Origin of the sequence: Roseibium porphyridii (assembly GCF_026191725.2) — a bacterium.
In the GTDB taxonomy this organism is placed as follows: Bacteria; Pseudomonadota; Alphaproteobacteria; order Rhizobiales; family Stappiaceae; genus Roseibium; species Roseibium porphyridii.
The window spans coordinates 3,415,337-3,428,147 of record NZ_CP120863.1 but is presented as its reverse complement, the minus strand read 5'-3'; the positions used below and the strand labels follow the sequence as shown (position 1 = coordinate 3,428,147).

Annotated in this window: 11 protein-coding genes; 8 read left to right on the top strand and 3 right to left on the bottom strand. The window is 54.4% G+C overall.

Features of this window, described 5'->3' with window-relative positions; translation table 11 throughout:
* Positions 1 to 192 precede the first annotated feature (192 nt).
* From K1718_RS15940 to K1718_RS15930, 3 genes are all read left to right on the top strand, one after another.
* Positions 193 to 855, top strand: coding sequence for a protein-L-isoaspartate O-methyltransferase family protein (locus tag K1718_RS15940; protein WP_152501889.1), 663 nt, complete (start codon positions 193 to 195; stop codon positions 853 to 855).
* Positions 856 to 1,064: 209 nt separating this feature from the next.
* Complete coding sequence (locus tag K1718_RS15935) at positions 1,065 to 2,453, top strand: TolC family outer membrane protein (protein ID WP_335343003.1); 1,389 nt, start codon at positions 1,065 to 1,067, stop codon at positions 2,451 to 2,453.
* A 286-nt stretch (positions 2,454 to 2,739) separates the two neighbouring features.
* Entirely contained in the window at positions 2,740 to 3,486 is a 747-nt protein-coding gene (locus K1718_RS15930) for a PopZ family protein (protein ID WP_265681599.1), read from the top strand.
* A gap of 22 nt (positions 3,487 to 3,508) precedes the next feature.
* Here the strand turns inward: K1718_RS15930 and K1718_RS15925 are convergent, their stop codons facing one another.
* Positions 3,509 to 3,937, bottom strand: coding sequence for a DUF1284 domain-containing protein (locus K1718_RS15925; protein ID WP_152501887.1), 429 nt, complete (start codon positions 3,935 to 3,937; stop codon positions 3,509 to 3,511).
* 184 nt (positions 3,938 to 4,121) lie between these two features.
* Between K1718_RS15925 and K1718_RS15920 the strand changes: the two genes are divergently transcribed.
* Positions 4,122 to 7,052, top strand: a complete 2,931-nt coding sequence (locus K1718_RS15920; RefSeq protein ID WP_265681600.1) for a valine--tRNA ligase — start codon at positions 4,122 to 4,124, stop codon at positions 7,050 to 7,052.
* Between the two features lie 107 nt (positions 7,053 to 7,159).
* The gene (locus K1718_RS15915) at positions 7,160 to 7,708 is read left to right on the top strand and encodes a DUF2155 domain-containing protein (RefSeq protein ID WP_173006029.1); all 549 of its coding nucleotides are present in this window, start codon (positions 7,160 to 7,162) and stop codon (positions 7,706 to 7,708) included.
* A gap of 23 nt (positions 7,709 to 7,731) precedes the next feature.
* On the opposite strand, the gene K1718_RS15910 is transcribed toward K1718_RS15915, so the two are convergent.
* Both K1718_RS15910 and K1718_RS15905 read right to left on the bottom strand, forming a co-directional pair.
* Positions 7,732 to 8,280: a GNAT family N-acetyltransferase gene (locus K1718_RS15910; RefSeq protein WP_265681601.1), complete on the bottom strand. Its 549-nt coding sequence runs from the start codon at positions 8,278 to 8,280 to the stop codon at positions 7,732 to 7,734.
* Positions 8,267 to 8,935 (bottom strand): alpha/beta hydrolase, encoded by a 669-nt coding sequence (locus K1718_RS15905; RefSeq protein WP_152501884.1) that lies wholly within the window; start codon positions 8,933 to 8,935, stop codon positions 8,267 to 8,269. Before K1718_RS15905 ends, K1718_RS15910 begins: the two co-directional genes overlap by 14 nt.
* A gap of 293 nt (positions 8,936 to 9,228) precedes the next feature.
* Between K1718_RS15905 and K1718_RS15900 the strand changes: the two genes are divergently transcribed.
* The 3 genes from K1718_RS15900 (at position 9,229) to sufC (ending at position 12,805) form a co-directional block, all read left to right on the top strand.
* The gene (locus K1718_RS15900) at positions 9,229 to 10,398 is read left to right on the top strand and encodes a cysteine desulfurase family protein (RefSeq protein WP_265681603.1); all 1,170 of its coding nucleotides are present in this window, start codon (positions 9,229 to 9,231) and stop codon (positions 10,396 to 10,398) included.
* A gap of 112 nt (positions 10,399 to 10,510) precedes the next feature.
* Positions 10,511 to 11,983: a Fe-S cluster assembly protein SufB gene (sufB, locus tag K1718_RS15895; protein WP_152501882.1), complete on the top strand. Its 1,473-nt coding sequence runs from the start codon at positions 10,511 to 10,513 to the stop codon at positions 11,981 to 11,983.
* A gap of 66 nt (positions 11,984 to 12,049) precedes the next feature.
* A complete protein-coding gene (gene sufC / locus K1718_RS15890) occupies positions 12,050 to 12,805 on the top strand; it encodes a Fe-S cluster assembly ATPase SufC (protein WP_152501881.1) in 756 nt (251 codons plus the stop codon).
* Positions 12,806 to 12,811: the final 6 nt, after the last annotated feature.

The window sequence follows — 12,811 nt, the reverse complement described above, 5'->3', positions numbered from 1 at the left end:
CGGCAGCAGAAAATATCCACCGGTCGCCGATTTGAAATCTTGGAGGCAAATGTTCACCGTGTGAAAAGCACCCAAAACCTGGAAATGGCGGGGCATCCGCAGTTTCTGATACTTGTCAGGGCGCTTCCGCATCGCTAATGAACGTCACTTGAGAGGCGCCGGACGCTCGGCGAGTCAAATATGAGGGCCGATATGACGGACTTTAGCCAGTCGCGCCGCAAGATGGTGGACAACCAGCTGCGCACGAACGACGTGACCGACCACAGGATCCTGGACGCAATGGAACTGGTTCCTCGGGAGCGTTTTGTACCGGCCTCAAAAAAAGCCGTCGCATATATCGATGAAGACCTGCCAGTCGGTCCGACTGACAGCGGCCGGGTCGTCATGAAACCGCATATTTTTGGCAAGCTGGTGCAGCTGTCTGAAATCCGGGAAGGCGATGTGGTCCTCGTCGTGGGCGCAGGGACAGGCTACAGTGCTGCGGTCGTTTCCAAGCTGGCAGCTTCCGTGGTTGCACTGGAAGAAAATGAAGAACTTGCAAAAACAGCGACTGAAATCCTCGTTGAGCTTGGGATCGAAAACGCCGTGGTGGTTGAAGGCGCACTGAACAAAGGGTTTGCATCCGAAGGACCTTACGATGTCATTCTGATCGATGGCGCTGTTGAGGTTCTGCCCGATGAACTGACCAAGCAGCTGAAGCCCGGTGGGCGGCTGACGGTTGTCGAAGGACAGGGCGGTTCAGGAACTGCCAAGCTCTATCGAAATTCCGACGGTGTTATCGGCAGCGTGTTCGGCTTCAACGCTTCGGTCAGCCTGCTGCCCGGATTTGAGAAAACGGAAGAATTCGAATTCTAGGTTTTTCTGCGCTTCTTAAGTTATTTGGCCCGCCTTTTTTGGCGGGCTTTTTTGTTGCAGAACGAATTGATCAGTCGTTGGACGTCCGACTTGTTGCACCAATGCCTCACTCGTCGAAAAACGGATTTTCTTGATCGCAAACAGTTGAAGAATAACACCCATCAGTTTACTCAACACTGTCGAGTAGGGTGACCCGGAAGGAGTACGGCGTGTCTGGTCGTTCAACACTGAAAGCAGTGGCCATAACTGTTGGGCTTATGGCGAGCGTTTCCAGCGGATCCTTGACGGGGGGCATGTCTGCCGCGCAGGCAGAAACGATTCGCGAATCTTTAGCGCTAGCATATTCCAACAATCCGACGCTGAATGCCGCTCGCGCGCAGCTTCGCGGAGTTGATGAGAATGTGCCTCAAGCGCTGTCGGGGTGGCGTCCGACAATTACCGCGTCGGGTTCTGCCGGACGCCTTGCCAATGGAACAGATGGCAACATCGATTACCGCAACAATGCCTCGATATCTCTGACGATCAGTCAGACATTGTTTCGCGGGTTCCGGACAATCAATTCCACGCGTCAGGCCGAGGCCGTTGTGCGAGCACAGCGCGAAAGCCTGAGTTCAACGGAGCAGGACACGCTTTTGAGCGCTGCAACGGCTTATGTTGACGTCATCCGTGATACCGCGCTCGTGTCGCTTCAACGCAGTGACCTGGCCTTCCTTCAGGAACAGGTGCGCGCGGCGCGTGACCGTTTTGACGTAGGCGAGGGAACTCGGACCGATGTCAGCCAGGCTGAAGCGCGGGCGGCGGAAGCGCGCGCAAGTCTGAACACGGCACTTGCCAACCTGAACACCAGCCGGGCCATTTATCGTCAGGTCATAGGGATCGAAGCCCGCAGTTTGTCAGCGGATACCTCGATCAACCGTGTTGTGCCGAAGTCGCTTGATCAGGCCATGCAGCTCAGTGAAACGCACCAGCCGCTGATCCGGCAGGCCCAGCATCTGGTTGACGCCGCACTTTTCAACATCAAGGCAATTGAAGGTGAGCTGCTGCCGACAGTGACGTTGGATGGTAGTATTTCAAGAACCTGGAACCCCTCCGCATTTGCGGATGAAAGCGACAACGCACAAATATTCGGAAATGTCAGCATCCCCATCTATCAGGGCGGTGGCGTTTCCTCTCGGGTACGCCAGGCAAAGGAAGAACTGGGTCAGACCCGTCTTCAGCTGGATGTCACCCGAGATCAGGTGCGCGCGAACGTGATTTCAGCATGGGGCGTCTATCAAGCTGCCGAAGCGTCGATTGTTGCGGCTCAAGCGGCGGTCGAAGCACAGCAGTTGGCTCTTGAAGGTGTCATTGAAGAACAGCGTGTGGGTCAGCGGACAACATTGGACGTTCTGGATGCGCAGCGTGAACTCGTGACACAGCAGTCCAATTTGGTAACCGCGCAGCGCAATCGGATCATCGGCGGATATCAGCTTGTTTCTGCTATCGGGCGTCTCGATGCGGACAGTCTCGGGCTGAATGTTGCCCGCTACAATCCCAAGCAGCACTACAAGGCGGTTCGTGACCAGTGGATTGGTCTTCGCACACCTGACGGTCGCTAGGCTTTTCGGCAAATCTTATTGATAATGCAGTGAAAGCTGCACTGTAGTTGAAGCGTATGGGCAGACAGCTCATACGCTTCATGTCGTTGAAATTGCGATTTTCAGATGTGAATTTCTTGAGAAATGGTCTCTTGCAACGCCTAAATCCGACTTAAGAGGGGAAAAGGCGTTGGTAATGGACGCGCTTGCTTTGCGCGTTTCTTATTGACCCGCATAATTTCGATTAACGAATCATTCAGCATTGGCTGAGTGTTCGGTAGCGTAGCCGGCAAGTACGGGGGAAGGCATGGCACAGGCGAAAAAGGCTGACGAGCCGTCGATGGAGGAAATCCTCGCATCGATCCGCCGTATTATATCCGACGAGGATTCCCAAGGTGCTGACTCTGGCGAAGCCGATGCAAGTGAAGAAGTTGAAACCCCAGTAGCAGAAGAGGCGGCTGACGATATGGGCGATGCCTCCGAAATGTCCCAGGACGATCTCGACAAGCTGTTCGATATGAGCAGCGATGACGATGACATTGAAAGTGAAGACGATACTGGCGGTGAAGACGTCGACGACATGGCTGCGGCCATGGAAGCAGACGCAGCCGAAGACGAAGAAGAAGACATTCTTGAACTGACCGAGGAATTGGCGGTTCCAGACGAAATGGAGATGGTCGAGGGACTTGCCGAAGACCTTGAAGGGGCCGAGGGCGACCTATCGTTTGCAGAAGCTCCAGTGGAAGACGCTGAGCCAGAGCCCGAACCGGAAGCTATGCCTGAGCCGGAAATGGCGATGGACATGCCTATCCCGGACGATCTTCCAACGGTCGCCGATGACGCGCCTTTGACTTCCAACAACACGGGTGAAGCCGTACATGCTGCATTCGACAATTTGTCGAACATGTTTGTCGGCTCTCAAGCCCAGACCGTGGAAGAGCTTGTCAAGGAAATGCTCCGTCCAATGCTGAAGGCATGGCTTGATCAGCATTTGCCTGGAATGGTCGAGCAGATGGTGCAAAAGGAAATCCAGCGTGTAACGCGCCGCCGATAGAGTTCCTGTTCAGCTATGACAATCAGTCAGGGGGTGCTAAATGGCACCCCCTATATTTTTTGGATGCGATGCTGGAACACAGATCGTGCCATTCGCAGCCTTCACATCCTGCTCGAATGGACTCGTCTGCGAAAGCGGCCCTTAACGCGGCCACCTGTGATGCCGTAAGACGCAATGCCATTTTGGTTTCAAGGCTGGTTTTGAGAAGAGAGCCAATCTGGCGCGCCGCCATTTCATCCCGAGTTCGAACACTGTCATTGTGACAATGGCAACCGGCTTCGTCCAACATCGGTGTGCAGATATCGTCCGGCCCGGAAACAAGCTGCACAGCTTCACCCTCATTCAAACGTGCGATGATCTGATCATAGTTCTTGACGAAATCGGGTGTGTACCCCCGGCCAAGGTAGGTCAGCATACATAAGAGGTGATGCGGTCGGATCGAGACAGTCATTTACCGCTTATGGCAGGAAATTGCTCAGCGCCCAAGGCGACTTCTCTCAGCTTTGGCCCATCGGCCTGATTTGCCAGCCATTGGACATTGTTTCACATCTATCGGCTGTTGACTTGCGGCTGAGCATCAGATTTACACGGGTGCTCACGAATTTAGACTTTTATCCTCCCAACGAGTGACCCTGATGCTGGATAAGACTTACAATGCGGCCAGCGTTGAGCCGCGGATTTACGAAACCTGGGAAAAGGCCGAGGCATTCAAGGCCGGTGCTGGTGCCAAGGATGGCGCTGATGCTTTTTCCATCGTAATTCCGCCTCCCAATGTGACGGGCTCACTGCACATGGGACACGCGCTTAACAACACGCTCCAGGATATTCTCATTCGCTGGAAGCGCATGCAGGGTTTTGATGTCCTCTGGCAACCGGGAACCGACCATGCCGGCATCGCCACGCAGATGGTCGTCGAGCGCGAGTTGATGGAAACTCAACAGCCTGGACGGCGCGAAATGGGCCGTGAAGCGTTCGTTGAACGAGTCTGGGAGCAAAAGCGTAATTCTGAAGGAACAATTCTCGGTCAGCTGAAACGGTTGGGGGCTTCATGCGATTGGAGCCGAACCGAATTCACGATGTCGCCAAACCTGTCGGCAGCCGTTCTGAAAGTCTTTGTCGACCTTTACAATGAAGGTCTGATTTACAAGTCCAAGCGGCTCGTCAACTGGGATCCGAAATTCGAAACCGCAATTTCGGACCTTGAAGTTGAGAACATCGAAACCGATGGCCACATGTGGCACTTCAAGTACCCTCTGGCCAGCGGTGAAACGTATGAGTACGTCGAAAAGGACGAGGAGGGGAACATTACCCTTCGCGAAACCCGCGACTACATCTCTATCGCGACCACACGCCCGGAAACGATGCTCGGCGACGGTGCGGTTGCTGTTCACCCCGACGATGAACGCTACAAGCCGATTATCGGCAAGCTCTGTGAAATTCCGGTAGGGCCGAAAGAGCACCGACGCCTGATACCGATCATCACGGATGACTATCCGGACCCGGATTTCGGTTCAGGCGCGGTCAAGATTACCGGCGCGCATGACTTCAACGACAATGGCGTAGCGCAACGCAACAAGATCCCGATGTACCGCCTGATGGACACCAGGGGCGCCATGCGCTCCGACGGGGCTCCGTATGTTGAAGAAGCTGTGAAGGCACAGGCGATCATTGATGGCGCAGAAATGTCCATCAACGAAGTCGATCTCATCAACATCGTTCCAGACGACCTGCGTGGCCTGGATCGCTTCGAGGCGCGCAAGCGGGTTGTAGAGCAAATCACTGCCGAAGGACTGGCGGTCATGGTGCCTAGCGATCACCCTGAGGTCGCCTGGATGAAAGGTCAGGCACCGGACTGGCATCCGCTTGGCAGGGCAATTGTCCGTCCACTTGGAGAAGACGAGGAAGGGCCGACAGAGTTGCCTTTGGTCGAATCCAAGAAGATCATGCAGCCCTTTGGCGACAGGTCGAAAGTCGTTATCGAACCGATGTTGACCGATCAGTGGTTTGTCGACGCCAAGAAACTGACTGGACCCGCGTTGCAGGCGGTCAAGGACGGCTCGACGAAGCTGATACCAGGCAACGCGGACAAAACGTACTTCAACTGGCTGGATGACATTCAGCCCTGGTGTATTTCGCGCCAACTCTGGTGGGGACACCAGATTCCAGTCTGGTACGACGCTGAGGGCAACGAGTATTGCGCACAGACTGAAGCCGAAGCTATTGAAATGGCCAACGGAAAGGCTTTGACGCGAGATCCGGATGTTCTGGACACATGGTTCTCGTCAGCGCTCTGGCCGTTTTCAACGTTGGGGTGGCCGAATGAAACGCCGGAACTTCAGCGATATTACAAAACGGATGTGTTGGTCACAGGTCTCGATATCATCTTCTTCTGGGTCGCCAGAATGATGATGCAGGGCATTCATTTTATGGGCGAAGTGCCGTTCCACACGGTCTATTTCAACTCGATCGTGGTCGATGGCAAGGGCAAGAAAATGTCCAAATCGACTGGAAATGTTATCGATCCTCTCGATTTGATCGATCGTTTCGGCGCGGATGCGACGCGCTTCGCACTTGCAAGTCAGGAAGTCCAGGCGCGCCGCACTTTGCGAATGTCCGATCAGGCAGCTGAAGGCGGACAACGGTTTGCCACAAAGCTTTGGAATGCGTCCAGGTTTGCTGAAATGAACGGTTGCGCGCGTGTTGAAGGCTTCGATCCTGAAGCAACCCGACATACATTGAACCGCTGGATCGCGACCGAAATGGGCCGCTGCACGGCTGAAGTAACTGCCGCGCTTGAGGACTATCGTTTCAACGATGCCGCCGGGGCCGTTTATCGCTTCACCTGGAACACCTTCTGTGACTGGTATCTGGAGCTGGCCAAACCGATCTTCAACGGTGAGGACGAAGAGGCAAAGACAGAAACCCGAGCAACAACGGCCTGGGCGATCGATGAGATTTTGAAGGTTCTCCATCCCTTTATGCCGTTCCTGACGGAAGAGCTTTGGGAACGTCTTGGCGATGAAGGCGTTAGGGCCGACAACCTGCTGATGCTGACCGCGTGGCCGGAAGCGCTTGTTTCAGACAGCAATGCCGCGGCCGAAATCAATTGGCTGGTGACATTCATTTCTGAAATTCGGTCGGTTCGCGCCGAAATGAACGTGCCGGCAGGGGCAAAGGTCAATATCGTCGTTGCCGGGGCAAGCGATCAGACCAGGTCTCGGCTGTCTACGCATGAAGCTGCCATATTGCGCCTTGCTCGCGGTGAAAGCGTGGAGCTTGCCGATGTTGCACCGTCCGGATCGGCTCAGATTATTGTGGGCGAAGCTACAGTAAGCCTGCCGCTTGCCGGGGTTATCGACCTTGGTGCGGAAAAAGCGCGGCTCGAAAAGGAGATTGGAAAACTCCAGGGCGAGATTTCCAAGATCGAAAAGAAGCTGGCAAATCCGAAGTTCGTTGAAAAGGCGCCGGAAGAAGTTGTTGAAGGCGAACGGGAAAAGGTGGCCGAATCCTCTGAAAAGCTGGAAAAGGTTCAGATCGCCCTGAAACGGCTTTCGGAAATTGGCTAAATGATTTTCGGTCCGGTCAAGCGTCGTCTTTTCCGGGCCGTAATTCGGTGCTAGCGCGGCTGAAGGAAACTTCGTTATGCTGGTCCAAGGGATTCGAAAAGAAGCAGATGGTCACCTTGATTGACGCATTGAAAGCGGCGAAACATCTACTGACTGGTCTTGCGGTCGCTTCTTTGGCCATGTCTGCGTCAGGTGCCGCTGCTCAATCGGAAAAAATTGAAAACCCTGTCGCGGTCTTCTCGGGCCTCGACAAGATTACGGGCCGGATCATCTCGTTCGATGTCTATATTGGCGAAACGGTCCAATTCGGTGCTCTGCAGGTGACACCAAGGGTTTGCCATACGCGTCCACAAACCGAATCGCCCCTGACAACAGGATTTGTACAGGTCGATGAGATAACGCTGAACAACGAAGTTCGGCGCATCTTCTCAGGCTGGATGTATGCTGCAAGCCCTGGGCTTCATGCCGTTGAGCACCCCGTCTATGACATCTGGCTGACCAACTGCAAGCTGGCCTCGACCGTGCCGCCACCGGAAGACTATGACGGGCCTCCGATCAAGGGAGTTGTTGCAGAGGGTGAAGACCCGCTGGCCGGGCCGGATGATGGCGTCGAGAGCGGGCCTGGTGTTCCCCGGCCGAAGCCATTCCAGGGCTGATTGTTTCAGAAAAAAAAGTTGTCTCAGGTGAGTTCGCGTTTGGGGTACCCTTCCGCTCTCAGTTCAAAGCCTCTCTTTGAAGTCTTGAAACCGAGGCTTTCATAGAACTTGTGGGCTTTCGCGTTGTCCGCACCGGACATCAGCATGATCTTGAAGCAACCTGCCTGCCAAGCCAGACGAATTGCCTCCGACAGGACCTTCTTTCCAATGCCCAGACCTCGCCGTTCTTTATGGGTGACGACATTTTCGATCAGTGCGTAAGGTGCGCAGCCGCGCGTCATGTTTGGAACCACAACAAGTGTGCATGAACCGACCGGGACCGCATCTATCGAGGCAATCAGAACCGTCAGACCCGGGTGTTTGATGAGACGTTCGAATGTTTTTCGTTTGAGCAGGTCGTCCGCATGAACGTCCTTCGGATTGAGGTGATCGAAGAGCGCGGAAACGGCGTCAAAGTCGCCGAGATCAGCCGGGCGGATCGTCAGATTGCCGTCGCTTGAAACCATTTCAACACCTGAAAAGAAAAGCCCGCCAGGTGGCGGGCCTTGCGAAACGAAATCAATCGATGTCAACGTAGTCGGCTGGTGTCAGGCCTAGCCGGCCGTCAACATATGTTCCGCATCGATCCATCAGATCGTCCATATCATTTTCAAAGAAGTGATTGGCACCGGGAATTGTCTCGTGATCGATCACAATGCCTTTTTGGGTCTTCAACTTGTCGACAAGCGTCTGAACGTCTTTTTGCGGTACCACCTTGTCGTTGTCACCGTGGACAATCAGACCGGAAGACGGGCAGGGGGCAAGAAACGAAAAGTCGTGCAGGTTCGCAGGTGGTGCAACGGAAATGAAGCCTTCCACTTCCGGGCGCCGCATCAGGAGCTGCATGCCGATCCAGGCTCCGAAGGAAAATCCGGCAATCCAGCACGCGCGCGCGTCGGTGTGAACAGTCTGCACCCAGTCAAGTGCCGCTGCGGCGTCGGAAAGTTCGCCCTGTCCGTGATCAAATGTCCCCTGTGACCGTCCGACACCTCTGAAATTGAACCGTAGCACCGCAAAACCGCGCCGGGCGAACATGTAGTACATCTGGTAGACGATCTGGTTGTTCATCGTCCCGCCAAACTGCGGATGAAGATGCAAGACCAGTGCGATAGGTGCGTTGCGTTTTTTCGCGGGATGGAACCGGCCCTCGAGCCGGCCGGCGGGACCGTTAAAGATCACCTCAGGCATGAAGTGCGATGTCCTTGTCATTTGTGGCGCATCTAATGCGATGCGCAGATTGGGGTCAGATACGTGATTACCCGTAAGTCTAAACTTGACTCTTAGCCTCCGAGTTTCTAGAACCTTGTTTAGAATTATTCGAAACTTCGCACCGCCAGCCAATGACGGCAACGCTCGGGTCATCCGATTGGGGGGTGTTATCGTCACCGCAGCGAAAAATATCAAGGTTTTTCGCACATCTGTCTGACGATAAAGCGGAAATTCGAATTCAGAAGAATGCTGATTCAGGCTCTAGAGGTGTCATGCCGCGTCTTTCAGACCCAATCTATCTCGATCATAACGCCGGCGCTCCTATGCGTCCGGCGGTGCGCGAGGCCATGATTGAGGTCATGGGAGAGGTCGGCAATGGTTCATCCGTTCATAGCCATGGTCGCAAGGCGCGGGGCCGTATCGAGGATGCCCGAGAAAAGGTCGCGCAACTTTGCAACGTCAAAACACGCGCTGTGACATTTGTATCCGGCGGTACCGAGGCCAATATGACTGCGCTTGCGCCCGCCTGGCAGGACCAGGGCGTGCCTGTCTATTTGGACAAGCTGTTCATTAGCGCCGTTGAACATCCCTCCGTGAAGACGGGTGGGCGCTTTGCTGTGGCCGATCAGGAAGTCGTCCCAGTGACGTCAGATGGCCTGATTGATCTTGGAAAACTTGAAGAGCTGGTTGCGAATGCGGAACCGGGTCTGATTTCCGTCATGGCCGCAAACAACGAAACAGGGGTCATTCAACCGGTCTCCGAAGTGGGTCGGATTGCGCGTGAATACGGGCACTTTTTCCACGTAGATGCTGTGCAGGCCGCCGGGAGATTGGCGATCGATCTCGACGCCTGGCAGGCCGATGCCGTCACTTTGTCAGCCCACAAATTCGGCGGGCCCCAGGGTATTGGTGCGATTGTCGTCCGCACAACCGGGCGGGTTCCGTCACCGCTGATGGTTGGCGGAGGTCAGGAAAACTGGCGTCGCGGCGGCACGGAAAATGTGGCTGCGATCGTTGGATTTGGAAATGCTGCGATCGAAGCCCTTGAAGACCTCGAACAGGTGCGCCATTTCGCTGAGATGAAGACGCGTCTTGAGGCGGGTTTGCAGTCCACATGTTCGAAAACGGTGATCTTCGGCGAACAATCTGATCGTCTGGCAAACACAAGTTGTTTTGCTGTTCCAGGCATTTCAGCTGAAACGGCTTTGATCGCTTTTGATCTGGAGCGCGTATCCCTTTCATCGGGCTCGGCATGTTCGTCCGGAAAAGTGTCTGTTTCCCATGTGCTGACAGCTATGGGCGTGGATGAACACCTGGCTCGTTGCGCGCTGCGCGTGAGTTTCGGCTGGAACACAAGCGAAGCTGACATAGATCGTTTTTTGGTGCTTTGGCCGAAGATCATCGACCGGTTGGATCCACAAGCCCGCCATCGGGCGGCATGACGTGATAATTCGGGCTTTGCCCGGCAAGTGAGATGCGGTTCAGGGATCCTGTCCTGAATTGCAGGGAAAACTGCAATGAGCAGACACAGGGTCTGCTAAATGGAGGCACAGTATGCCAGCTGTACAGGAAACCATCGAACAGGTGAAAGCCATCGATGTTGACCAGTATAAATACGGCTTCGTAACGGACATTGAGTCAGAAAAGGGCGCAAAGGGCCTTTCTGAAGAGACTGTTCGTTTTCTCTCGGCCAAAAAGAACGAGCCGCAGTGGATGACCGACTGGCGGCTGGATGCGCTGCGTCGTTTTCAGCAGATGGACGAACCGGATTGGGCGCGTGTTTCCTATCCGAAGATCGACTTTGACGATCTTTACTACTGGGCCGCGCCAAAGTCCGTGGAAGGTCCGAAGAGCTTGGATGAAGTCGATCCCGAGCTGCTTGCGACCTACGAAAAACTCGGTATTCCGCTGGCAGAGCAGGAAATTCTCGCCGGTGTTGAGCCAAAGAACCGGGTCGCGGTTGATGCGGTGTTCGATTCTGTGTCCGTTGTGACGACCTTCAAGGAAGAGCTAAAAAAAGCTGGCGTTATTTTCTGCTCCATTTCCGAGGCTGTTCGCGAATATCCGGATCTGGTGAAAAAGTATCTCGGGTCCGTTGTTCCGATCACTGACAACTACTACGCGACGCTCAATTCCGCTGTGTTCTCTGACGGGTCGTTTGTTTACATTCCCGAAGGTGTTCGCTGCCCGATGGAACTCTCGACCTACTTCCGCATCAACGAGCAGAACACTGGTCAGTTCGAGCGTACCCTGATCATTGCCGAGAAAGGGTCCTACGTTTCCTATCTGGAAGGGTGCACAGCCCCGCAGCGCGATGAAAATCAGCTGCACGCAGCCGTGGTTGAACTTGTGGCTCTCGACGACGCGGAGATCAAATACTCCACGGTTCAGAACTGGTTTCCGGGCGACAAGGACGGCAAGGGCGGCATCTACAACTTCGTCACCAAGCGTGGTGACTGCCGCGGCAAGAACTCCAAGATCTCATGGACACAGGTCGAAACGGGTTCTGCGATCACCTGGAAGTATCCGTCTTGCATTCTTCGCGGTGAGAATTCACGCGGAGAGTTCTATTCGATTGCGGTATCCAACGGACACCAGCAGATCGACAGCGGCACCAAGATGATCCATTTGGGCAAGAACACCTCCAGCCGGGTGATCTCAAAGGGGATCTCTGCCGGCAAGTCGGAAAACACATACCGTGGTCTGATCTCTGCACACCGCAAAGCGTCGAACGCAAGGAACTTCACTCAGTGTGATTCACTGCTGATCGGCCAGGACTGTGGTGCTCACACCGTTCCTTACATCGAAAGCAAGAATGCGTCGGCACAGTTCGAGCATGAGGCGACAACATCAAAGATTTCAGACGATCAGATGTTCTATTGCCTGCAGCGCGGACTGTCCGAAGAAGAGGCAGTCGCCTTGATCGTCAACGGCTTCGTCAAGGACGTGATCCAGCAGTTGCCGATGGAATTCGCGGTTGAAGCGCAAAAGCTCATCTCCATCAGTCTTGAAGGATCCGTGGGTTAACGAGCCGCTTTCGAATTGAATTTGAATTTGGGGCTGTGTGCCCGTGAGTTACAAGGAAACATCTCAATGCTTGAGATCAAAAACCTGCATGCCCGCATCGCGGAAGACGAAACTGAAATCCTTCGGGGTGTCGACCTGACGGTTAATGCCGGTGAAGTTCACGCCATCATGGGACCGAACGGTTCAGGCAAGTCCACTCTTTCCTACGTGCTGGCCGGTAAGGACGATTATGAGATCACTGAAGGGGAAGTCCTCTTCAATGGTGAGAACATGCTCGATATGGATCCGGATGAGCGCGCCGCCGCTGGCATGTTCCTGGCGTTTCAGTATCCAATCGAGATTCCAGGCGTTGCCACAATGGAATTCTTGAAAACCGCGATGAATGCGCAGCGCAAGGCGCGTGGAGAAGACGTTCTGTCCATTCCGGACTTCATGAAGCGCGTAAAGGCAGCAGCAGCACATCTCAATGTTTCCATGGACATGTTGAAGCGCCCTTTGAATGTCGGCTTTTCGGGTGGTGAGAAGAAGCGTGCGGAAATCCTGCAGATGTCTTTGCTTGAACCAAAGCTCTGTGTATTGGACGAAACAGATTCAGGCCTCGATATCGACGCATTGCGCGTCGTTTCCGACGGCGTCAACAAGCTTCGCTCACCGGAACGGGCAATGGTTGTCATAACGCACTATCAGCGTTTGCTGGACCATATCGTGCCGGATGTTGTCCATGTCCTTTCCAAAGGCAAGATCGTCAAAACAGGTGACAAGGATCTTGCACTTGATCTGGAGAAGCATGGCTACGCCGAATATATCGATACAGCCGCTTGAGGGAGC

Excerpts from the sequence above, each read along its gene's own strand:
- K1718_RS15925 (WP_152501887.1), bottom strand. The coding sequence starts at position 3,937 with ATGACTGTCTCGATCCGACCGCATCACCTCTTATGTATGCTGACCTAC.
- K1718_RS15900 (WP_265681603.1), top strand. The coding sequence starts at position 9,229 with ATGCCGCGTCTTTCAGACCCAATCTATCTCGATCATAACGCCGGCGCT.
- sufC (WP_152501881.1), top strand. The coding sequence starts at position 12,050 with ATGCTTGAGATCAAAAACCTGCATGCCCGCATCGCGGAAGACGAAACT.
- K1718_RS15905 (WP_152501884.1), bottom strand. The coding sequence starts at position 8,935 with ATGCCTGAGGTGATCTTTAACGGTCCCGCCGGCCGGCTCGAGGGCCGG.
- sufB (WP_152501882.1), top strand. The coding sequence starts at position 10,511 with ATGCCAGCTGTACAGGAAACCATCGAACAGGTGAAAGCCATCGATGTT.
- K1718_RS15930 (WP_265681599.1), top strand. The coding sequence starts at position 2,740 with ATGGCACAGGCGAAAAAGGCTGACGAGCCGTCGATGGAGGAAATCCTC.
- K1718_RS15915 (WP_173006029.1), top strand. The coding sequence starts at position 7,160 with ATGGTCACCTTGATTGACGCATTGAAAGCGGCGAAACATCTACTGACT.
- K1718_RS15940 (WP_152501889.1), top strand. The coding sequence starts at position 193 with ATGACGGACTTTAGCCAGTCGCGCCGCAAGATGGTGGACAACCAGCTG.
- K1718_RS15920 (WP_265681600.1), top strand. The coding sequence starts at position 4,122 with ATGCTGGATAAGACTTACAATGCGGCCAGCGTTGAGCCGCGGATTTAC.